This window comes from Psychromonas algicola (genome assembly GCF_004378355.1).
Classification (GTDB): Bacteria; Pseudomonadota; Gammaproteobacteria; order Enterobacterales; family Psychromonadaceae; genus Psychromonas.
In genome coordinates this window covers 127814-149957 of record NZ_SNUB01000006.1, presented here as the reverse complement: position 1 = coordinate 149957, position 22144 = coordinate 127814, and the positions used below count along the sequence as shown (strand labels likewise).

The window sequence follows — 22144 nt, the reverse complement described above, 5'->3', positions numbered from 1 at the left end:
GACTTTAATCCCTTTGATGCTTTAAGGGCGAATGCTTCTAACTCTTCTTTTTTCATAATTACCTATCCTTAATATGATTAAGTTAATGATAGGCAATTACACAGATTTTAGGACAGGGTCCCATAGATGGTGAATAGATCTACTTTTTCATCAAAAAGAAAGCCCATATTGGGCCATCATTTTTGTCCATAGTAGGAAATGTTAAACGGTTAATATTCGCGTGATCAAACCTAATATCTGATCACACTTTAAATTCTTTATTTACACCATGCCACCATTCGCACGAAGCACTTGACCGTTAATCCAACCGCCATTGCTACTCGCCAAAAAAGCAACGACGCGAGCAATATCGTCTGGTGTACCTAAGCGCTCTAATGGATTCATTTTGGCTAGACGATCTATTAATTCAGGTGGTTTTCCGTTTAGAAATAAATCGGTTGCTGTTGGTCCCGGTGCCACTGCATTAACCGTAATTGATCGACCTCGTAATTCCTTTGATAAGATAGCGGTGAGTGTTTCTACCGCTGCTTTTGTCGCGGCATAAACACCATAGGTTTCCATCTTCAAACCGACAACACTAGTTGATAAATTAACGATTCGCCCACCATCACACAAACGGTTTGCTGCCTCGCGCAAGGTGTTGAAGGTTCCCTTTAAATTGATAGCCACCTGACTATCAAATAAATCATCGTCGGAGTCTCCTAATTTCGCTAATTTCATGATCCCTGCATTATTTACAAGGGTGTTTATTCGCCCCAAAGTCTTTTCTACGTGGTCGAACATAAGCTTAACTTCTTCAGCGTTAGCGATATTACATTTAACCGCACAAACCTTAATTCCCTTATTTTTTAACTCGGTGACGAGTGTTTCTGCTTCACTTGCGCTTGATGCATAGTTAATTGCGACAGAAAAACCATCTTCGGCTAATTGGCGCACTATGCTGGCACCAATACCGCGAGAACCGCCTGTAACTAATGCTACTTTTTGTAAACTCATTTTGTATTCCTTATAGGCTGTGTAATGAATGAAAAAGAGTATAAGATGTTTAATATGGTTAATAATTACTTTTAAATTAACATCACTATTCCATTTTTGTTAATAATGTTGCTAGAGGTGAAATTTGGATCGTTTTAAAGAAATGCAGGTATTTGTCAGAGTGGCTGAAAGAAAGAGTTTCACCTTAGCTGCTGAAGATCTATTGATCCCTCGACCAACTATTACCAACTTAATTAAGCGGTTAGAGCAACGTTTAGGGACTCGCTTACTTGAGCGGACGACTCGCCAAGTGAATGTCACACATGATGGAGAAGTCTATTATAAACGCTGTATTAGCTTGCTGTCTGACTTAGAAGAAATGGAACATGTTTTTTCTAGCGCCTCAACGAGAGGGATCTTGCGGGTTAATTTACAAGGCACACTCGCTATGCATTTTGTCATGCCTTTTCTGGATGATTTTTTGACCCTATACCCCGATATAATGATGCATGTTGCTGAAGATGACAGGATAATTGATTTAGTGAAAGAGGGGATTGATTGTGTTTTACGAGCAGGCGAATTAAAAGACTCTTCTTTGATTGCTAAACGCATTGCACAAATCGAGCAAGTGACGGTTGCTAGTCCTAAATACATTGGGTTTTATGGTAAACCAAATAGCATAGCGGATATTCATCAACACCGAGTGGTAGGTTATTCATTAGTGGACGTATCAAAAACATCGACGTTGGATTTTACAATTGGCAAAGAAATTGTTGAAGTTAACTTACCTACACTAATTACAGTAGCAGGCGCTGATCTATATACAGGTGCAGCAAAAGCTGGGCTGGGAATTATTCAGGTACCCAAATATCGTATTGCTAAAGAATTGGAAACAGGCGCTTTAATAGAGCTTTTACAAGAAACGCCGCCTCCTAAAATGCCTGTTTCAATTTTATATCCTCAAAATAAACACCTAAGTACAAGAACACGAGTCTTTATTGAATGGCTTGCAAAGCAATTTGAAAAGCATGCAATCTAATTTGTAAAAAAATTTGGAATCCGTTACTTTCATTGTCTAAATATTATTTATTAACGGTCTTAGTTATTTAATCACCCATTTATAGTTTTAGCTTTGGAATATAAAAAATGGCACGTAAAAAAGAGAAAAAGAGCGGCAAAGGCTCTGCAGGTCAAAATAGAAAAAGTAGCGAAGACTTTTTAATAAAGTACCAACAAAAAGCAGATGTGGTTATTACTGACTCTGGGTTAATGTACCGTGTGATTGAAGCAGTAGGCGAGCGTCATCCGACGATTGACGACAGCGTTGAAGTTCACCAACGTATTCTATTAACCGATGGTAAAGTGATTGCCGATACCTACAAAACCAATAGCTCAGAAAAATTTAGTGTTGAAGAAGCCATCGATGGATTAACCGAAGGTCTACAAATAATGACATTAGGCAGTCGTTATGAGTTTGTAATACCAGCCGAGCTTGCATGGGGTAAAAAAGGCAATCGCAGTAGTATTGGTCCCAATGCTGTTTTAATCATAGATATACGTTTAGTGGATGTTTATTAATTCTAATCATTAATAGGATAAAAAGTATGGAACTTAGTTTAGAAAAACTAATGCAAGCAATTAAAAGTAAAGATATTGAAACTATTTCAGAATATTTAGGAAGAGAAGGTAGAAAAATTATCAATCTCACTGATTCTCTTGGGCAAACACCATTAACTTATGCGGCTAAACTTGGTGATTGCAAGGTTGTTTATGAGTTATGCCGAAGCATGTATTGCGAAAGTGATTCTGCAGATCGTAATGGTGACATTGCTATTGAAATTGCCATTAGTAATGGCGATAAAGAACTAGCAAATACCCTTTTAAGTATGGGATATTTTTGTAATGACGAGGAAAGGTTGGATCTTATTCTGCGCGCTGGTGTGGCAATTCCTGAATCCAACTCATGTACTATTAATATGGCTAAATTAGTTTTAAATAAAGTGAAAACCTTAACGGATGAAGAACGTATTGCTTATGAAATTCGAGCTGAAATTCGGCCTCCCTATAAAGGCGCATTGGAGTCAAACTTTAATGTAGAGCTTATGCTTATTGCATTGGTAACTGCTATCTCAAATTTTTCTTCACAACATACGGATAAAGAAATTGCTGCTTTTGCTATTGATGCAGGTGTATGTAGTTTTGGAACTCGTGATGATGTTGAGAAAAATTGTAATGTTGCAGACTGGAGTTATTTCCTCATTGAGCTTGAAGATGGCTTTGATTTTGATGCCTACGAAGAACACTGTGAAGAAGAGCGAAGCGATAGTACTTATGCTTTAGCAATGTTGAATTTAGTAGAAAAACTTAAAGCGGATCATGCTTTCAGTAACATTAATACAACTGATGATTTTAAAATTCAAGTTATCACAGAGCATGAATATTAAGCATCTATTTTATTGCGCTAGATGGCCACATCAATGCCTTACTTGCTAAAGGTATTGATTAACTTAGAAGGCTGCTTAACGTAAAGAGTCGCCATATTCGTCTGTGCTCATCGAATCTGCTTGATATTTCATCGCTTAGTATTTTGCCATGTAGGTGTCTAACAAAGGTTTTAGCTATATTTATTTTAATTCATCAGCGACCGCCTTTTCTTATTAGAAGAATGAAGTAGGTGAAAGGCAAGACTTGACCCCATGATTTACAGACTTAAAAAGTCATATGTATTTGTAAGGAACGAGTTTATCTATAGCATCAACATCTTTCTAACCGGGAAATTGGAAGCGAAGCGAGTGATTTTTCCGTGTTCAGTCACTTGTTAGAGTGAACTTAACGCCTCACTAGAAATGTCGCCTTCACAAATATGACGGACATCCCCAGTCATCGTGGCGAAAAACTGTTTATTCAATTTTATATTAATAATACCACCGGGCATATGGACACTGATATTAGAGCCACAAAGCCCTAATGCGTGTGCAACTGAAGCCGCTGCGGTACTGCTTGAACCAGAGGCAAGAGTATAACCAGCCCCGCGTTCCCAGATTTCTATCTGGATAGATGCATCATTAAGGACTTTTACAAATTGCACATTAGTTCGATTGGAAAACCTTGAATCATTTTCAATTATACTGCCGTATTCTATGGCAAAAGCGGAGCTGATTTCATCAAGTAAAATAACACAATGTGGATTACCAACATTAGCCTGATAATAAGTAAACTCTTTTCCTTTGATATTTATGGTTTCAGGGCTAGGTTTAGGCTCTCCTGTTGGTTCATGCGTAAAACGTACTTTACCCATCCCTACTGATACTGAGAGACCTTTATCACCTACCGTTGAACTTACAACTCCGCCTTTTGTTTGGATGGTAAATTCATCATATGAAACTAAAGACTGATCCCATAAATATCTTGAAAAAATACGTAACCCATTGCCGCTTTTTTCTGCTTCGCTTGAATCAGGGTTAAATATCCTAAGAGAGAAATTACAGCCATTGCTTTCTTCAGGGCCATACAGAATACCATCAGAGCCTATACCAAAGTGACGATCACATATTGCTTTAATATTAGATTCTGAAAGTTGTTCATTTAAATTCTTAGGATCAATAACTATGTAGTCATTCCCCAAAGCGTGATACTTGCTGAATTTCATATGGTCACTCTAATAGCATAATTAAGCCGAATTGTTCCGTATTTACGGTGGAAAGACGGAATAGTTTAATTTGATAAATTAGGTGTTACTTTAGTGTAATGAAGCATTAAATCAAGCGATTAAATAAAAACATAAAACCTTACTCAATGTGGCTACGACATCCTCACCGTTGAGCTTTCCCAAGCAATTAATCACTTTCAGCAACAGCAAACAGGACGTTTGCTGTAAGTTCATTCGGCACATGGATGTGCCGTATGAACTGGTGCGATCAGAAAGGGAGTTATTGATTGGATCAGAAAGGGAGTTATTGATTGGATTAGAAAGCGATTCGGTGTCAGTCTTTTTGCGTGTTGTGGTAAAAAGCTTCTTCTGACCAAGAAAAAGTAAAGTCGCCGACAGGGCGAAATCAATGTTAATCATCATCGAGAAGATCCGACGAGCGTAGACGAACCTTAAAAGTAATTAGTTATGAGTAAAAAAGGCAGGATAAATCCCACGCCCCAAAATCAACTCAACAAACTTCAGATATAAAAAAACCTAGCATCGCTAGGTTTTTAACTGTTCTTTATTTAGTAAACTGCTATTAAACCGCTCACTCAAAAAGATACCTCATTCCTAGAACGGGATATCATCATCAAAATCCATTGATGGCTCATTAAATGCCGCTGGGGCTTGTTGCGGTTGAGCTTGTGGTGCTGCTGGACGTTGTTGTTGAGCTGGTGCCTGCTGAGGCGCAGCTTGTTGAGTTGGTTGCGGCGCTTGTTGTGGCTGATAAGCAGGTGCCATTTGTGGCGCAGCTTGTTGTGCTGGCGGCGTTTGTGGTGCATTACCCCAAGACTGTTGTGCTGGTGCTTGTTGTGGAGCCGCTTGATTCTGACCTTGGTTCTGGTAGCCGCCTGACTGTGGTGCTGCAGGTGTTTGTGGCTGGAATGATTGTCCTTGGCCTTGACCTGCTGTACGTGCGTCTAGCATTTGAATATCGTTAGCAATGATTTCAGTTTTGTAACGATCTTGACCGTCTTGACCCTGCCATTTATTGGTTTGTAATTTACCTTCAACGTAAACTTTTGCACCTTTTTTAAGGTACTGGCCTACCATTTCGCCGAATTTACCGAAAACAACAATGTTGTGCCATTCAGATTTGTTTTCGTACTCGCCTGTTTGCTTGTTTTTCCAGCTTTCAGTCGTTGCGATAGAAAAGTTAGCAACCGCGCCACCATTTTGGGTGTAACGCATTTCAGGATCTTTGCCTAGGTTACCTACTAGGACTACTTTGTTTACACTACGGTTAAACATGTTTTTTGCTCCGCTTTATCGACTTATTTATTTGAATATGGATGATAACAAATTAGTTAGCATCTAGAATGTGTTGCGCTTCTTGTTGTTTGAAAATCTGTGTGTTGGCTTTGATATAAACTATCTGCTCTGCTGCAATGACCACGACTTCCAGTGCGCCTTGTAATGCGACTAATTGGTTACTGAGTAGATTCGCTTTTTGTTCGTCTTCTATTGCTGCTGAAAACGTGAAAGTACGGATCTTACTTGGATTATGCATACCTAAAGATAGTACAAACCAAATTACCATCAAGCCAGCTAGGCATAAAAATAAACCGCTACTGCCTATTAGTTTATAGGATAACCCACCCAAAATGCCACCAAAAAATGCACCTAAAAATTGATGCGTACTGTAGATCCCCATAGCAGTGCCTTTGGTGCCTGCTGGAGCAAGCATTGAAATAAAAGCAGGCAATGAAGCCTCTAAAAAGTTAAAGGCAGTAAAAAACAACAACATAACGATAAACATCAAAATGATGGAGTCTTGTGTCAATGCCATGGCAATTAAACTAGCCGCCATTAATAATATTGAAAATAGGTAGAAGTGTTTATTTTTTTGCTTTTTTGATGCCATGATCAACATCGGAATAATTAATAAAAATGAAGCTAATAAAGCGGGGAGATAGATCTTCCAATGTTGATCCGCCGTCAAGTGCATTTCTATTAATTGAATTGGCAGGGTGACAAAAATCGCCGTTAATGAAAGATGTAATATAAAGATCCCTAGGTTTAAACGTAATAGCTGCGGTTGTTTGGCTAGATTTTTGATCATAGATGGAATGGCAACGGTTTCACCACGAGGCGCTTTATTTACTACATTAGGTACTAAAAAACGCACGATAAAAATGCCCACTAAGGCGCCAGCAGCAGTAATAAAAAACAAACCTTGCAACCCAATGAAAGGTGCTAAAACAGGGCCTATAACCATTGAAAGCGCAAAGGCTAAACCGATACTGACGCCTATCATTCCCATGGCTTTTGAGCGTTGTTGTTCACGTGTTACATCGGCCGCTAAGGCTAAAATTGCACTGGCAATCGCACCTGTACCTTGTAATGCCCGACCAAAAGTAACGCCATAGACTGAGTCAGAAAAACCAGCCACAAGGCTACCTAATGCAAATAAGATTAAACCACCGTAGATCACCGGGCGACGACCAATTTTATCAGACAACATGCCCGCTGGAATTTGTAATAATGCTTGAGTTAATCCGTATGCACCAATGGCAAAGCCAACCCATAATGGTGAGTAACCGACGAGATCTTGCCCGTAAATAGCGAAGACTGGCATGATCATAAACAGGCCTAGCATGCGTAATGCAAAAACCAAGGATAACGAGATAGCGGTTCGTTTTTCAAAAGGATTGAGTGTATCTGAATACATGGACATTCCGTTTCTTAAAAGCAAGATGATAAAAGTGGAGGCGGATAATAACATGCTACTAATTATTTCTGGGCATCTTTTTTAGCGCAATAGCGTTATAAAGGCTTTATACTACGCGGGTTATTTATTTAATCTTTGGAGTTTTTGTGCTGAGTTACCGCCATTCATATCATGCAGGGAATTTTGCAGATGTTTTAAAACATACTGTATTAACCTCAATTCTTGATTACCTATTACAAAAAGATAAAGCTTTTTGTTATTTAGATACCCATTCTGGTTGTGGTGCGTATCAATTAGATTCTGCTCAGTCTTTGAAAACGGGAGAGTTTAATAATGGGATTGCTGCATTATGGGATTTAAAGAACCTGCCAGTACCCGTTGCGCGTTATATGCAACAAGTGAAAGCCTTTAATGGTGAAGGTGCGTTACGCTTGTATCCTGGTTCGCCGATGATTTGTAACCAAATGCGTCGTGATGATGACCGCATGTTTTTATTTGAATTACATCCTAATGAGTTCACTAATATGCGCGAGAACTTTTCAGGTGATCGTAGTATTAAAATGGCTAAAGCAGATGGTTTGCAAGGTTTGATCGCAAATATGCCACCGAAAGAACGTCGTGGTTTAGTGTTGATTGATCCTTCCTATGAGATTAAAACAGAATACGATGAAGTGGTTGATACTTTAATTGCTGCACATCGTCGTTTTGCTACTGGCACTTATGCATTATGGTATCCCGTTGTAAAACGTACGCTTATTTCTAAAATGGAAAGATCGTTAAAAGCCTCTGGCATTAAAAACATTCAGTTATTTGAATTAGCGATTGAAGCAGACAAAGAAGAAAGAGGGATGACCTCAAGCGGTATGATTGTCATTAATCCACCTTGGACACTGCAAAAAGAAATGCAACATAGCTTACCGTTTTTAGCTGAAAATTTAGGGCTGAATGGTGAAGGAAGTTATCGTATTGAAACGCTAGTGGCTGAGTAATATTTTCTTTTAAGTTTAAGGTGAATTAGCTAAATTGCCTTAAACTTGTTTTTCATCGTTTTTGGGTTTTAGCGCTCATCTCTTCTACTTTTCATGAATTCATTAACTATTATTCCTAAAAACAAATCTAAATGAATAATTTATTGCAATTGCCTTCCTATAGCTACTTTATCCACAACAAGTGACATGCTATATTAGCCACCATTTGTTTTTCACCTAATTTAGCCCTTAAATTTCTACGTTTTAAGTTGGCCTAAATCGACACTTTTACATGGAATATATCATGACTAAATCGACCTCTGATATTCGCCAAGGATTTATGGATTTCTTTGGTAAGAAAGGGCATCAGACTGTGAGCAGTAGTTCATTAGTACCTGAGAATGACCCGACGCTGCTATTTACCAATGCAGGTATGAACCAGTTTAAAGATACTTTTCTAGGTTCTGAAAAAAGAAGCTATACGCGTGCGACATCAAGTCAGCGTTGTGTTCGAGCCGGTGGTAAACATAACGATTTAGATAACGTAGGTTATACAGCCCGTCACCATACTTTCTTTGAAATGCTAGGTAACTTTAGTTTTGGTGATTACTTCAAAGAAGATGCTATTAGTTTTGCATGGGAATATTTAACTGACGTTTTAAAAATACCAAAAGAAAAATTGCTAGTAACGGTTTATGAAAGTGATGATGAAGCGTTTTCATTATGGGCCAATAAAATTGGTGTACCAGAAGAAAAAATTATTCGCATAGGTGATAAATCACCAGAGAAGAAATTTGAGTCAGATAATTTCTGGTCAATGGGTGATACGGGTCCTTGTGGTCCTTGTTCTGAAATCTTTTACGATCACGGTGCGCATATTTGGGGCGGTCCTCCAGGATCACCTGAAGAAGATGGTGACCGTTTTATTGAAATCTGGAATATCGTTTTCATGCAGTTTAATCGCAATAGCGACGGCACCATGGAAAACTTACCGAATCCGTCTATTGATACAGGTATGGGATTAGAGCGTATTTCTGCGATCATTCAAAATGGTCACTCTAATTACGATATCGATCTGTTCCAAGGTTTGATCAAAAAAGTGGCTGACGTTACTGGCGCAAAAGATTTACAAGATAAATCATTACGCGTAGTAGCAGATCATATCCGTTCATGTGGCTTCTTAATTTGTGATGGTGTGATGCCATCGAATGAAGGACGGGGTTATGTATTACGTCGTATTATTCGTCGTGCGGTTCGTCACGGTCATAAATTAGGTGCGAAAGATGTTTTCTTTTACCGTGTTTATGAAGAGCTTATCAAGCAAATGGGCGATGCTTACCCTGAGCTTGAGAAACAACGTGAATTTGTTGAAAAAATTCTACGTTTAGAAGAAGAGCAATTTGGTAAAACACTAGAGCGTGGATTACAGATCCTTGATAATGAATTGGAATCTTTACAGGGTTCAATTTTACCGGGTGATGTTGTTTTCAAACTTTACGATACCTATGGTTTCCCTGCGGATTTAACCGCTGATATTGCGCGTGAACGCGAATTAACTATCGACCAAGATGGGTTTGATGCCGCAATGCAAGAGCAACGTACTCGCGCTCAACAAGCAAATAACTTCGGTAAAGACTATAACGACGTATTAAAAGTTGAAGGTAAAACTGAATTCATTGGTTACCAATCGTTAACAGGTTCTTCAACAATCACCACATTAATTAAAGAAGGTGAGTTGGTTACTAGTTTGGCTGAAGGTGATAATGCACAAGTGATTCTTGCGCAAACGCCATTCTATGCTGAATCAGGTGGTCAAGTGGGTGATACGGGAACTTTACAGTTCAGTAATGGCGAATTTGTTGTGACTGATACTAAAAAATCAGGCGACGCATTCTTACATATTGGTTACTTACGCACTGGTACTTTATTAGTGAATGATAAAGTCGATGCCGCTGTTGAAGCTGAACGTCGTCAATCAATTGCATTACATCACTCTGCTACGCATTTGTTACATGCTGCTTTACGTAAAGTATTAGGTGAGCATGTAACGCAGAAAGGCTCTTTATGTGATGCTGAAAAACTACGTTTCGACTTCTCACATTTTGAAGCGGTTTCACCTGAGTCATTGAACAAAGTGAATTATTTAGTGAACCAAGCGATCCGCGATAACTTTGAAGTCGTTACTAAGTTAATGGATATCGAAGAAGCAAAAACAAACGGTGCAATGGCATTGTTTGGTGAAAAATACGATGACATGGTGCGCGTTGTTCAAATGGGTGATTTCTCAGTTGAATTATGTGGTGGTACTCATACGCAACGTACTGGTGATATGGGCTTGTTTCTTATTACTTCTGAAGCTGGAACGGCGGCAGGTGTGCGTCGTATCGAAGCTTCTGTTGGTGCTGCTGCAGGTAACGCATTACAAAACTTACGTGATGAGTTTTCAAAAGCCTGTGATTTAGTGAAAGGTGATAGTGCTTCATTAGGTGAAAAAATATCGCAAACATTAGATCGCAATAAAGCACTAGAAAAAGAATTAGCACAGCTTAAAGCTAAAATAGCAAGTGAAGCAGGCTCTAACCTGACTGATCAAGCTATTGAAATTAATGGCGTAAAAGTAGTTGTGGCGAATATGGAAGGGATTGATCCTAAAACATTACGCGACAGTGTTGATGAAATGAAAAACAAAATGCAATCGGGCATCGTTGTCTTAGCTACTGCGGTTGGTAGTGACAAAGTAAGCTTAATTGCAGGTGTGACCAAAGACCTTACCAGCAAAGTCAAGGCAGGGGATTTGGTTAATTTAGTGGCTATCCCTGTTGGCGGTAAAGGTGGTGGTCGTCCTGATATGGCAATGGCTGGTGGTAATAATCCTGCAGCATTAAAAGATGCATTAGCATTGGTTGAACCTTGGTTAGCTGAGCGTTTATAAGATTTAAGTGTCTATGTAAGAATAAACATAGAAAGGGAAAGTAAAAGAAATGGCATTATTAGTTCAGAAATATGGCGGTACTTCAGTAGGTACTGTTGAACGAATCAAGGCAGTTGCTGACAAAGTTAAAGCAACAAGAGACGCAGGTAACGATGTTGTAGTGGTTTTATCTGCAATGTCTGGTGAAACGAATCGTTTAATCGCTTTAGCAAAAGAGTTTAATGACAGACCCAGCCCACGCGAGATGGATGTGTTATTAACAACCGGTGAGCAAACGACTATCGCGTTATTGTCGATGGCGTTACACAGTTTAGATGTTGAAGCTGTTTCAATGACGGGTGACCAAATCCGTTTAAAAACAGATAGTAGCCATTCTAAAGCGCGTATTTTAGATGTTGAAACTGATAATATTCAGAAACATCTTAAAGCGGGACGTGTTGTTGTGATCGCAGGTTTCCAAGGTCGTAGTGAAGATAACAGTATTACGACGTTAGGACGTGGCGGTAGTGATACTTCTGCCGTAGCGATTGCAGCGGCATTAAAAGCTGATGAATGTCAGATTTACACTGATGTGGACGGTGTTTACACTACCGACCCACGCGTTGAGCCTAATGCGCGTCGTCTTGATAGCATCACTTTTGAAGAGATGTTAGAAATGGCAAGCTTAGGTGCAAAAGTATTACAGATCCGCTCTGTAGAATTTGCAGGGAAGTACAATGTGCCACTACGTGTTCTTTCTAGTTTTAAAGATGGCGGTGGTACATTAATTAGTTATGAGGAAAACAAAATGGAATCTCCAGTTATTTCTGGTATCGCTTTTAATCGTGATGAAGCTCGTTTAACGTTATCGGGTGTTCCTGATTTACCAACCGTTGCTGCACAAATTTTATCGCCTATTGGCGCTGAAAGTATCGATGTTGATATGATTGTGCAAAATACATTAGGTGATGGTAAAACTGATTTCACTTTTACAGTACACCGTGATGACTACGAGCAAGCAACAAAATTATTAAATGTTGTTTGTGAGAACCTAAAAGCGGACTCTGTACAAGGCAATAACGAAATCGCAAAAGTATCGATCGTCGGCGTGGGTATGTGGAACCATCCTGGTGTTGCACAGAAAATGTTTGAGACTTTAGGTGAAGAAGGTATTAATATTCACCAAATCGCAACTTCTGAAATTAAAATTTCAGTGTTAGTTGATAGTAAATATTTAGAACTAGCTGTACGTGCGTTACATAAAGCATTTGAGTTAGAATCTGAACCGACAGAAGAAAAATAAAAATAGTTGGGCTAGATCAGTGATGGAAGGGAAATTTATCTAATTCTCAACCATACTGGTGTAGATCTATATGGAATATTTTAGGAGCATAGAATGCTAATTTTAACTCGCCGTGTTGGCGAAACTCTGATGATAGGTGACAGCGTGACTGTGACTGTATTAGGAGTGAAGGGAAATCAAGTAAGGGTTGGCGTTAATGCTCCCAAAGATGTATCAGTACATCGTGAAGAGATTTACATGCGTATCCAAGCAGAAAAAAGTACTGAAGATTAACTTCGGTTTTTAAAGAAGAGCTTAACCGCTCTTTTTTTATGTCTGAAATTTAAACTATCGATAGAAAATTTAATCAGTTTGCTTGATTAGTAGGCAAATAGAAAATTCATGTTAAAAAATGTTTGACTTGTTTTCATAAGACAGTAATATGTGCGCCACAAGACGACGGAGGGGTGGCCGAGTGGCCGAAGGCGCTCCCCTGCTAAGGGAGTAACGGGTTTGTAGCCTGTTCGAGGGTTCGAATCCCTCCTCCTCCGCCATTCTTGTAGATTCTTAAAGCGGGTGTAGCTCAGCTGGATAGAGTACCTGGCTACGAACCAGGCGGTCAGGGGTTCGAATCCCTTCACCCGCACCATCTTTCTATTTGCACGTAAAGACGGTGAGCTTAAGAATTGAATAAAAACATAAGAATATCGCGGCGGGTGTAGCTCAGCTGGATAGAGTACCTGGCTACGAACCAGGCGGTCAGGGGTTCGAATCCCTTCACCCGCACCATTCTTTATAAACTTACGTCAGTAAGTTTTTTTGTTTTTAGAGCTTGTTAATATTATCCCGAATAATGTTAAAACATCTATGCGGGTGTAGCTCAGCTGGATAGAGTACCTGGCTACGAACCAGGCGGTCAGGGGTTCGAATCCCTTCACCCGCACCATTTTCTTATTTTTTAAATTCCCTTTCTTATTATTTTATTATCTTCACTGATTTTCTATTTCGATCATTTTTATTGTCTCCGTTTGTTAGAATTAATTCCTGTTTTTATTGTTTTACTCATTTTTTTTGCATAAATAATCAAATTTGTTCGCTGTTATTTTTCTATTTAATCGCTTTGCTATCACTTGGTTTATAAAAGATACGTTCTGAAATATGACCTTGCTCTCTAGAATTAACTTCCTTGCTTCCTTTTTGCGCTATAAACCAGTACAATAGTACGCTTTGAAAGAGAGTTTTCTTAGTAACTATCAGTTTTTTATAGTTATTAAATGGAATGTCTTGATGGCTTAATTAGCGTGGTTTCTAGTGGTAGTAGGTATTTAATAGCAACTGTTTATAGCATGTTAATGATGACTCTAATTTGAATAAATATTCATTTTAGCAGATTGTTAAGCCATTCAAGTGTTCACCTAGAACAAGGATTACATTTTATGGATATTAAAGAGTCTTTATTTACTGCGTTAACCTTACTTGGTTTAGGGATGGCATTTGTTTATCTATTTTTAGGTTTACTGTTTATTTGTATTCACCTAATGGCTAAATATATTCCAGCTGATCCTGTCGTGACGCCAGCAAAACGTAAAAAAGCAGCAGTACCTCAAGCATCAGGTCAATCACAAGTAAGTCCTCAAGTGATTGCAGCGATTACCAGTGCCGTTAAACAATACCGTAAAGCACCAACAGCATAATGGATAAAGAATTAATCAAGGAGCAAGTGAATATGTCTAAGCCTCTCGCAATCACCGAAGTTGTTTTACGTGATGCACACCAATCATTATTTGCAACAAGAATGCGTATCGACGATATGCTGCCTATCGCAGAGAAACTAGATAAAATAGGCTACTGGTCTTTAGAGACATGGGGTGGCGCTACTTTTGATTCATGTATTCGTTATTTAGGCGAAGATCCTTGGGATCGCATTCGCGCTTTAAAAGCCGCGATGCCAAACACGCCGCAGCAAATGTTATTAAGAGCGCAAAACCTATTAGGTTACCGCCATTATGCTGATGATGTTGTACAAAAATTTATTGAGCGTGCTCATACCAATGGTGTCGATGTGTTCCGTATCTTTGATGCAATGAACGATGTACGTAATTTCGAAACCGCTATTAAGTCGGCAATCGATGTGGGTGCGCATGCTCAAGGTACTATTTCCTATACAACTAGCCCTGTGCACACCATAGATGGTTGGGTTGATATGGCAAAACGTATGGAAGATATGGGGGCTCATTCAATCTGTATTAAAGATATGGCTGGCCTATTAAAACCTTATGTTGCTGAAGAGCTTGTTACAAAAATTAAAGCCTGCACTAATATTCCACTAGCATTACATTGCCATGCAACAACAGGTTTAAGTGTCGCAACCCAGCAAAAAGCAATTGATGCGGGTGTGGATATTATTGATACTGCTATTTCTTCAATGAGTATGACTTACGGCCATTCGCCAACGGAAACATTAGTTTCGATTGTTGAAGGCACTGAACGTGATACAGGTTTAGATTTACACAAACTTGAAGAAATCTCTTCTTACTTCCGTGAAGTTCGCAAAAAATATGTGAAATTCGAAGGTGAATTAAAAGGTGTTGATCCTCGTATTTTGTTAGCGCAAGTACCTGGCGGCATGTTAACCAATATGGAAAGCCAACTTAAACAGCAAGGTGCTGGCGATAAGATGGATCAAGTATTAAAAGAAATTCCTCGTGTTCGCGAAGATCTCGGTTTTATTCCTTTAGTTACACCTACTTCGCAAATTGTGGGGACACAAGCGGTTATCAATGTGTTGATGGGCGAACGTTACAAAAACATTACTAAAGAAACGGCTGGTGTACTTAAAGGCGAATACGGTGCTGCTCCAGCTCCTGTAAATGCAGAATTACAAGCAAAAGTACTAGAAGGTGCTGAAGCAATAACATGTCGTCCTGCGGACAACATTGCACCAGAAATGGCCTCTATCGAAGCTGAGCTTAAGAAACTGGCTGAAGAGAAAGGCATTAAGCTTGCTGAAAATGAAATCGATGATGCATTAATTTATGCATTATTCCCTGAAATTGGTCTTAAGTTTTTAGAGAATCGTAATAATCCCGATGCTTTTGAACCTGTTCCAAGTGCAAGCGATATGGCGGTTGCTTCTGATAAACAAGATCCAGAAGCTTACTCTGTGTCTGTTGATGGTCAATTATTTACAGTGCAAGTTGGCCCTGAAGGTAGCATTGATGAAATCACACCTGTACAAGTCAATGGAGTAAAATTAGAAGCCTCTGTTGCATCGACTACATCTGCGCCGGTTGCAAGTGCAGAAGGTGAAGATGTACCTGCGCCATTAGCTGGGAATATTTTTAAAGTGCTTGTTAATGTTGGTGACCATGTTGAAGAGGGGGATGTCTTAATCATCATGGAAGCGATGAAGATGGAAACTGAAATCCGTGCTCCTAAATCAGGTACAGTACAAGCAATTAACATTAAAGAAGGTGATGCAGTGACTGTTGCTCAATCACTATTCGCAATAGGTTAAGGAATTTTAACGTGGATACGTTTATCTCTATATATAGTATTATTTATACAGTAATTGTAAATCTTCATTGGCCTGAATTAATTATGATTGGGTTAGGTGTTTATTTATTATATTTAGCAATCATTCGTAAATTTGAACCTATTTTGTTATTACCGATTGCTCTTGTTTTACTTTTCGCTAATATTCCTAATGCTGGCCTTAAAGATGAATTAGGAATTGTTTATTTAGTTTCTGAAATAAATGAAATCATTTTTAATATTGTATCTAACGTAGATGGATTAATGAGATTATGGATAGATACTGGAATTGCAAATTTTCATTTTCCAGAGTTAGTGATGATAGCAATAGGTGCGCTTTTATTATATTTAGCAGTTGCACGTAACTTTGAGCCTTTATTATTATTACCCATTGGATTTGGTGCTATTTTAGCGAACATTCCTAATGCTGGGTTTAACGATGAAGGTGGCATGCTTTATTACATTTACCATATTGGTATTGAAACGGGGATCTTCCCGTTGATTATCTTTATGGGAGTCGGGGCGCTGACTGATTTTGGTGCTTTGATTGCTAACCCTAAAACTCTATTTTTAGGCGCTGCGGCTCAGTTCGGTATTTTTGCTACTCTATTTGGTGCAATTTTACTTAACTTTGTACCAGGTTTTGAATTTAGCTTAGCGGATGCTTCTGCGATTGCGATTATTGGTGGAGCTGATGGCCCAACGGCGATTTTCTTAGCCTCTAAGTTGGCTCCTGATTTATTAGGTGCAATTGCGGTTGCTGCTTACTCATATATGGCATTGGTGCCTATTATTCAGCCGCCAATTATGCGTGCATTAACCACGCAAGCTGAACGTGAAATTAAGATGGAACAGCTACGTCCTGTGAGTAAAAAAGAGAAAATCATTTTTCCACTCGCTGTGTTATTCATGACGATTTTATTCTTACCTGCAGCAACGCCTCTTGTGGGCATGTTTTGTCTAGGTAACTTAATGCGTGAATCGGGTGTGGTCGATCGTTTAAGCTCTACGGCACAAAATGAATTAATCAATATAGTGACTATTTTCTTAGGTTTAGGCGTTGGCTCTAAATTGTCAGCGGATAAGTTTTTAAATTTAGAAACCTTAGGTATTTTAGGGCTAGGTGCAATTGCTTTCTCTATTGGTACGGCTTCTGGCGTGATCATGGCGAAAATTATGGGGCGTTTCTCTAAACATCCTATTAATCCTCTGATTGGTGCTGCAGGTGTATCTGCGGTTCCTATGGCTGCGCGTGTTGCTAACAAGGTTGGTTTAGAAGCAAATCCACATAACTTCTTGTTAATGCATGCAATGGGGCCGAATGTTGCAGGTGTATTAGGCAGTGCGGTTGCTGCTGGTGTCTTACTGGCGCTAGTTGGTTAAACCTGCTTTGCTTAAAACCTAATGAACGTTATTTATAAATGTTAAGGCCACTTTTTAGTGGCCTTTTTATTGTTAATGAGAATTTCAATTTTCTAACGCACTGATTTAAATAAAAATTTAATCATTAGAAATAGTGAAAGTTAAAAGGCGAAGTGATTAAATGACTGACTATTGGTTATTGTTTAGTAGTGGATTTATATCGGCAACGTTATTTCCAGGGGGCTCTGAAGTCCTTTATGTTTATTATTTAACGCAAGATCTGTCACTTAAGTGGATGTTTTTTTTAGCTGTTACTATAGGGAATAGTTTAGGCGGCATTGTCACTTATTTACTCGGATATTATATTCATTATGGTCAAGAAAAAGCATCTGTTAAATATCCTAAAACACTGACGTTTTGTAAAAATTGGGGGTATGTTGCTTTAATTTTTAGTTGGTTGCCTATTGTTGGCGATGTTATTTGTTTATTTGCAGGTTGGTTAAGACTGCCTAAAGCACCATCTTTCATAAGTATTATTATCGGAAAAAGCTACCGTTACTTGTTTCTCATGATGTTCTTTTTCTTTTAATCGCTACTAATAAATTCAATCATCAATATAGCAAAACCTGTCGTTAACTGTTGAGGCACTTCAATTTATCCTAAATGCTTATTTAGTTCAGCGAATTAAGGTGTTAAAGTTAGCGCACTTAAACCACTCTCAGGGACTTACTTTTGGCTAAGAACTTTCAACAACGCATTCAATTTCTCAGCGAACATCCAGAATCTTTTATTGCATTTGGACGTGGTATCGAACGCGAAACATTACGTGTTAATGACGATGGTAAGTTATCTCAAACTGGGCACCCAAGTGCTTATGGTAGTGCGCTTACGCATACTTCTATCACGACTGATTTTGCCGAAAGTTTATTAGAATTTATCACACCTGTTGCAACCAGTGTTGATGAACTTTTTCATTATTTAAATGATATTCATCACTATGCTGTGGTTAATTTGCCAAGCGAGCAATACCTATGGCCGATGAGTATGCCATGTTATGTAGCGACTGAAGATGCGGTGCAATTAGCGCAATATGGAACATCCAATATTGGCAAAATGAAAACAGCTTATCGCCAAGGGTTAAAAAACCGCTACGGTAGCATGATGCAAATTATTTCAGGAGTGCATTATAACTTTTCACTCCCAGCTGCTTTTTGGGATAATTGGGGGGAGTTACACGGCTCTTCATTAACTGGGCAAGCTGCTCAGTCTGCTGGTTATATGGGTTTGATTCGTAATTACCTTCGTTATGGTTGGGTTATCCCTTATCTATTTGGAGCTTCGCCTGCGATTTGTAAATCGTTTTTACAGGGGAGAGAAACTAATTTTGCTTTTGAAAATACAGGTAAAGGGACCATTTATTTACCTTATGCAACGTCACTACGTTTAAGTGATTTAGGCTATACAAGTAGCGCTCAGTCGCATTTGAATATTTGTTATAACAGTCTCGACTCCTACTTAAGCAGTGTGCGTAATGCTTTGCATCAAAAAGCGCCTGAATTTACGAAAATGGGGATTGAAGAAAACGGTGAGCTGATTCAGTTAAATGATAATGTTTTGCAAATTGAAAATGAGCTTTATGCTTCTATCCGTGCCAAGCGTGTTCAAAAAGACAATGAAACACCTTCTCAAGCTTTAAAAGCTCGTGGTATCGAATATATCGAAATCCGTTCTTTAGATGTGAATCCTTTCTGTAAATTAGGGATCACTGAAGAGCAAGTGAATTTCTTAGACTTATTTTTAACTTGGTGTGCAAGTGTTGAATCTCCTGAGTTATCAATGGAAGAATATCAAGCATGTTCAGATAACTTTACTGATGTGGTAACACGAGGTCGAGATCCAGAGTTAACTCTAAGCATTAGTGGGGAAACTAAAGATGTAGCTGGTTGGGGTGAATGGTTAAATGCACAACTTGCTGAAATGGCTATTTTACTCGATAAGAAGCAAAACGATCGCCGTTATCAAAATGCAATGATGCATATTAGCCCTCGTTTTGATCATCCTGAACAAACTAGCTCGGCACGTATTTTAAATCGTATTAAAAATTCTCAAGGTGATAACGGTTCACTGGGTTTAAATTTAGCGAAAGAGTACAAAATACAATTACAAGAACAACCTTATTATATTTGGTCTGAAAGCGATTTTGCTGAGCAAAAGCAAAAGTCTATTGAGAAACAAAAAATGATTGAAGATGCAGATGAGTTAAATTTTGCAGACTTCTTGGTTGATTACTTTAATAATGCTAAAAAAGCCTAACTCACTTTAAAGTATGATCACCCAATGCGTGAATACAGGCGTTGGGTGATAAAATCACTGTTATAGATAACGGGGATAATTTAAGTTCTTATATCATTTATTCAGAGGTTTTAAATTAGTTGATGAATGTTTTTAAAAAAGCCACTGCAATTCTTTTTCCCTTGCTTTTAATGGCTTGTGCGACACCTCCACCTAAAAACCCAGAGAATATTTGCGAAATATTTTTTGAGCATAGGGATTGGTATGAAGCCTCGAAAGATATGAATTATCGTTGGGGAACGCCTATCCATGTGCCTATTGCGATGATGTATCAAGAAAGTAGTTTCAAGCATGATGCGATTCCTCCCATGCAATATTGGTGGATCATTCCTATTGGTAGAGCCAGTGATGCTTATGGTTATGCACAAGCTAAAACCATGACATGGGATGATTATCAACGAGAAACTGGAAACTCGTGGGCTGACCGTGATGATTTTGAAGATGCGATTGATTTTATGGGCTGGTTTACTTACAAAACCCAGAAAATAAATGGTGTGTCTAAGTGGGATGCTTATGGCCAATACCTTAACTACCACGAAGGTTGGGGTGGTTATAAAAATAAAAGTTACAACAAAAAACCTTGGCTAATTAAGGTATCACGTATAGTTGGTGAGCGCTCCAAACGATATGCTGCACAGTTAAAAACCTGTCAAGAAAATCTAGATTCAAGCTGGTTATGGAGATTGTTTTTTACATAATCGCTGTTGTTAGGATAATTACGCTACAATGACTGAATCGGTCGTAAGAAATAAATAATTACAATTTAGTAAAAGGAAAGAAAAATGCCATTATTAGACAGCTTTACCGTTGATCATACTATTATGAAAGCACCAGCGGTACGTATTGCTAAAACAATGCAAACACCAAGCAAAGATACTATCACTGTATTTGATTTACGTTTCACTGCGCCTAATAAAGATATTTTATCTGAAAAAGGGATCCACACATTAGAGCATTTATATGCTGGTTTTATGCGTAATCATTTAAATGGTAACGGTACTGAGATCATTGATATCTCTCCAATGGGCTGTCGTACAGGCTTTTACATGAGTTTGATTGGTGCACCAACAGAAGATCAAGTGGGTAAAGCTTGGTTAGCATCAATGCAAGATGTGTTAAATGTTGAAAACCAAAAGCAAATACCAGAACTCAATGAATACCAATGTGGTACTTATGCGATGCATTCTTTAGATGAAGCAAAACAAATTGCTCAAGCAATTATAGATGCAGGTATTGGTATCAATAAAAATGATGATATTTCATTATCTGAAGAACAATTACAGCAATTATAATTTAAAGATTTAATTGCTATGTACATAATAAGGCTGCTTTGCAGCCTTTTTTAGTTTTTAATACAGTAAAGGCATATAAAGATTGTTTTATATCAAGTATCAGAATAACTGATGCTTTACATTCACTATTAATTTAATCATTAGTGGCCCTTATGAAATACACACTTAAACAATTACAGGTCTTTAATGCGATAGCTGGCAATGAGAGCGTGAGTCGCGCTGCCGAAGAGTTATGCATGACCCAATCTGCAGTGAGCATGTCTTTAGCTCAATTAGAGAACTTATTAGATAGACCTTTATTTATTCGTCATGGTAATCGATTAACTTTAAGCCATTGGGGCCGTTGGTTAAGACCACAAGCTAGAAAACTCATCCAAAATGCACAACAAATTGAGCAAGGTTTAAAAGATCAACATTTGATTAGTGGGTCTTTGTCGCTATGTGCAAGTCAAACGCCTGCTGAGCACCTTTTGCCTCGTCTAATCAGTAATATCGATAGTGACTTTCCAGAATTACGTATTGAATTAACCATTGAAAATAGTGAAGAAGTGATTCGAGGTTTGTTAAACCATGAATTTGAGTTGGGTATTATTGAGGCTAGAAATGATGATAGCCGCGTAATGCAAGAAGCGATTGTCGATGACCATTTGGTTGTATTCACCAATCCACACCACCCCTATGCTAATGCGCAAAAAGTGAATCTAGCTCGCTTGGAGCAAGCTCGATGGATATTGCGTGAGCATGGCTCTGGTACAAGAAGGATCTTTGAAAGCGCAGTGCATGGGCTAATCGAACAACTGGACGTGTGGAAAGAATATGAGAGCGTCGCGGTGATCAAAGAATTGGTGAAAAACGGTGTTTACTTGGGCTGCTTGCCTTTGTTGGATGTTCACCAAGAAGTCGCCCGTGGCGAGTTAATTATATTAGATACACCCGATTTGAATATGCATCGTAGTTTATCTTTTGTATGGTTAAATGAATTAGGCGAAAATCCTTTAAAAGAATGCGTAATGACTGAAGCAAAACGTTTAATTCGAGACGCTAAAAAAAATAAAGTTAATCATTTTTATGATTAACTTTATTGTTATTTAACTTTGGTAGTG

General features: G+C 38.5%; 19 protein-coding genes and 4 tRNA genes. 19 read left to right on the top strand and 4 right to left on the bottom strand.

Annotated elements, in window-relative coordinates:
• Positions 1–261 precede the first annotated feature (261 nt).
• Entirely contained in the window at positions 262–996 is a 735-nt protein-coding gene (locus E2R67_RS04945) for an SDR family oxidoreductase (RefSeq protein WP_134289816.1), read from the bottom strand.
• Between the two features lie 124 nt (positions 997–1120).
• Between E2R67_RS04945 and E2R67_RS04940 the strand changes: the two genes are divergently transcribed.
• The 3 genes from E2R67_RS04940 to E2R67_RS04930 all read left to right on the top strand — a co-directional run bounded on the left by E2R67_RS04940 (position 1121) and on the right by E2R67_RS04930 (position 3419).
• The gene (locus tag E2R67_RS04940; RefSeq protein ID WP_134289815.1) at positions 1121–2014 is read left to right on the top strand and encodes a LysR family transcriptional regulator; all 894 of its coding nucleotides are present in this window, start codon (positions 1121–1123) and stop codon (positions 2012–2014) included.
• 107 nt (positions 2015–2121) lie between these two features.
• On the top strand, positions 2122–2553 hold the full coding sequence (locus tag E2R67_RS04935; RefSeq protein WP_134289814.1) for an FKBP-type peptidyl-prolyl cis-trans isomerase: 432 nt from the start codon (positions 2122–2124) through the stop codon (positions 2551–2553).
• A gap of 26 nt (positions 2554–2579) precedes the next feature.
• Positions 2580–3419: an ankyrin repeat domain-containing protein gene (locus tag E2R67_RS04930; protein WP_134289813.1), complete on the top strand. Its 840-nt coding sequence runs from the start codon at positions 2580–2582 to the stop codon at positions 3417–3419.
• A 374-nt stretch (positions 3420–3793) separates the two neighbouring features.
• On the opposite strand, the gene dapF is transcribed toward E2R67_RS04930, so the two are convergent.
• The 3 genes from dapF to E2R67_RS04915 all read right to left on the bottom strand — a co-directional run bounded on the left by dapF (position 3794) and on the right by E2R67_RS04915 (position 7340).
• On the bottom strand, positions 3794–4624 hold the full coding sequence (gene dapF, locus E2R67_RS04925) for a diaminopimelate epimerase (protein ID WP_134289812.1): 831 nt from the start codon (positions 4622–4624) through the stop codon (positions 3794–3796).
• Positions 4625–5239: 615 nt separating this feature from the next.
• Positions 5240–5920: a single-stranded DNA-binding protein gene (locus E2R67_RS04920; protein ID WP_134289811.1), complete on the bottom strand. Its 681-nt coding sequence runs from the start codon at positions 5918–5920 to the stop codon at positions 5240–5242.
• A gap of 52 nt (positions 5921–5972) precedes the next feature.
• Entirely contained in the window at positions 5973–7340 is a 1368-nt protein-coding gene (locus E2R67_RS04915) for an MFS transporter (protein WP_134289810.1), read from the bottom strand.
• A 146-nt stretch (positions 7341–7486) separates the two neighbouring features.
• Here E2R67_RS04915 and E2R67_RS04910 point away from each other — a divergent pair, with 146 nt between their 5' ends.
• From E2R67_RS04910 to E2R67_RS04835, 16 genes are all read left to right on the top strand, one after another.
• Positions 7487–8329: a 23S rRNA (adenine(2030)-N(6))-methyltransferase RlmJ gene (locus tag E2R67_RS04910; RefSeq protein ID WP_134289809.1), complete on the top strand. Its 843-nt coding sequence runs from the start codon at positions 7487–7489 to the stop codon at positions 8327–8329.
• A 283-nt stretch (positions 8330–8612) separates the two neighbouring features.
• Positions 8613–11240: an alanine--tRNA ligase gene (alaS, locus tag E2R67_RS04905; protein ID WP_134289808.1), complete on the top strand. Its 2628-nt coding sequence runs from the start codon at positions 8613–8615 to the stop codon at positions 11238–11240.
• A 49-nt stretch (positions 11241–11289) separates the two neighbouring features.
• Positions 11290–12522, top strand: a complete 1233-nt coding sequence (locus tag E2R67_RS04900; protein ID WP_134289807.1) for an aspartate kinase — start codon at positions 11290–11292, stop codon at positions 12520–12522.
• 93 nt (positions 12523–12615) lie between these two features.
• Positions 12616–12795 (top strand): carbon storage regulator CsrA, encoded by a 180-nt coding sequence (gene csrA, locus E2R67_RS04895; protein WP_134289806.1) that lies wholly within the window; start codon positions 12616–12618, stop codon positions 12793–12795.
• A gap of 167 nt (positions 12796–12962) precedes the next feature.
• A tRNA-Ser gene (locus E2R67_RS04890) sits at positions 12963–13055 on the top strand.
• An 18-nt stretch (positions 13056–13073) separates the two neighbouring features.
• Positions 13074–13150 (top strand) — tRNA-Arg (locus E2R67_RS04885).
• Positions 13151–13213: 63 nt separating this feature from the next.
• Positions 13214–13290: transfer RNA gene (locus E2R67_RS04880), tRNA-Arg, on the top strand.
• 80 nt (positions 13291–13370) lie between these two features.
• Positions 13371–13447: transfer RNA gene (locus E2R67_RS04875), tRNA-Arg, on the top strand.
• 490 nt (positions 13448–13937) lie between these two features.
• A complete protein-coding gene (locus tag E2R67_RS04870; protein ID WP_134289805.1) occupies positions 13938–14195 on the top strand; it encodes an OadG family transporter subunit in 258 nt (85 codons plus the stop codon).
• Positions 14196–14227: 32 nt separating this feature from the next.
• Positions 14228–16018, top strand: a complete 1791-nt coding sequence (oadA, locus tag E2R67_RS04865) for a sodium-extruding oxaloacetate decarboxylase subunit alpha (protein ID WP_134289804.1) — start codon at positions 14228–14230, stop codon at positions 16016–16018.
• An 11-nt stretch (positions 16019–16029) separates the two neighbouring features.
• Positions 16030–17418, top strand: coding sequence for a sodium ion-translocating decarboxylase subunit beta (locus E2R67_RS04860; RefSeq protein ID WP_208379461.1), 1389 nt, complete (start codon positions 16030–16032; stop codon positions 17416–17418).
• A 160-nt stretch (positions 17419–17578) separates the two neighbouring features.
• Complete coding sequence (locus E2R67_RS04855) at positions 17579–17986, top strand: YqaA family protein (RefSeq protein WP_134289803.1); 408 nt, start codon at positions 17579–17581, stop codon at positions 17984–17986.
• Between the two features lie 143 nt (positions 17987–18129).
• On the top strand, positions 18130–19710 hold the full coding sequence (gene gshA / locus E2R67_RS04850; protein WP_134289802.1) for a glutamate--cysteine ligase: 1581 nt from the start codon (positions 18130–18132) through the stop codon (positions 19708–19710).
• 122 nt (positions 19711–19832) lie between these two features.
• Positions 19833–20447 (top strand): transglycosylase SLT domain-containing protein, encoded by a 615-nt coding sequence (locus E2R67_RS04845; RefSeq protein ID WP_134289801.1) that lies wholly within the window; start codon positions 19833–19835, stop codon positions 20445–20447.
• Positions 20448–20531: 84 nt separating this feature from the next.
• Positions 20532–21041 carry an S-ribosylhomocysteine lyase gene (luxS, locus tag E2R67_RS04840; RefSeq protein WP_134289800.1) on the top strand — a complete coding sequence of 170 codons (510 nt, stop codon included), beginning with the start codon at positions 20532–20534 and terminating at the stop codon, positions 21039–21041.
• A 152-nt stretch (positions 21042–21193) separates the two neighbouring features.
• Positions 21194–22117: a LysR substrate-binding domain-containing protein gene (locus E2R67_RS04835; RefSeq protein ID WP_134289799.1), complete on the top strand. Its 924-nt coding sequence runs from the start codon at positions 21194–21196 to the stop codon at positions 22115–22117.
• Positions 22118–22144 lie beyond the last annotated feature (27 nt).

What these genes read in the sequence shown, in the direction of transcription:
- E2R67_RS04945 (WP_134289816.1), bottom strand. Translation starts at nt 996, where the DNA reads ATGAGTTTACAAAAAGTAGCATTAGTTACAGGCGGTTCTCGCGGTATT.
- E2R67_RS04935 (WP_134289814.1), top strand. Translation starts at nt 2,122, where the DNA reads ATGGCACGTAAAAAAGAGAAAAAGAGCGGCAAAGGCTCTGCAGGTCAA.
- E2R67_RS04930 (WP_134289813.1), top strand. Translation starts at nt 2,580, where the DNA reads ATGGAACTTAGTTTAGAAAAACTAATGCAAGCAATTAAAAGTAAAGAT.
- dapF (WP_134289812.1), bottom strand. Translation starts at nt 4,624, where the DNA reads ATGAAATTCAGCAAGTATCACGCTTTGGGGAATGACTACATAGTTATT.
- E2R67_RS04920 (WP_134289811.1), bottom strand. Translation starts at nt 5,920, where the DNA reads ATGTTTAACCGTAGTGTAAACAAAGTAGTCCTAGTAGGTAACCTAGGC.
- E2R67_RS04915 (WP_134289810.1), bottom strand. Translation starts at nt 7,340, where the DNA reads ATGTATTCAGATACACTCAATCCTTTTGAAAAACGAACCGCTATCTCG.
- alaS (WP_134289808.1), top strand. Translation starts at nt 8,613, where the DNA reads ATGACTAAATCGACCTCTGATATTCGCCAAGGATTTATGGATTTCTTT.
- E2R67_RS04900 (WP_134289807.1), top strand. Translation starts at nt 11,290, where the DNA reads ATGGCATTATTAGTTCAGAAATATGGCGGTACTTCAGTAGGTACTGTT.
- csrA (WP_134289806.1), top strand. Translation starts at nt 12,616, where the DNA reads ATGCTAATTTTAACTCGCCGTGTTGGCGAAACTCTGATGATAGGTGAC.
- E2R67_RS04870 (WP_134289805.1), top strand. Translation starts at nt 13,938, where the DNA reads ATGGATATTAAAGAGTCTTTATTTACTGCGTTAACCTTACTTGGTTTA.
- oadA (WP_134289804.1), top strand. Translation starts at nt 14,228, where the DNA reads ATGTCTAAGCCTCTCGCAATCACCGAAGTTGTTTTACGTGATGCACAC.
- E2R67_RS04855 (WP_134289803.1), top strand. Translation starts at nt 17,579, where the DNA reads ATGACTGACTATTGGTTATTGTTTAGTAGTGGATTTATATCGGCAACG.
- E2R67_RS04845 (WP_134289801.1), top strand. Translation starts at nt 19,833, where the DNA reads ATGAATGTTTTTAAAAAAGCCACTGCAATTCTTTTTCCCTTGCTTTTA.
- luxS (WP_134289800.1), top strand. Translation starts at nt 20,532, where the DNA reads ATGCCATTATTAGACAGCTTTACCGTTGATCATACTATTATGAAAGCA.
- E2R67_RS04835 (WP_134289799.1), top strand. Translation starts at nt 21,194, where the DNA reads ATGAAATACACACTTAAACAATTACAGGTCTTTAATGCGATAGCTGGC.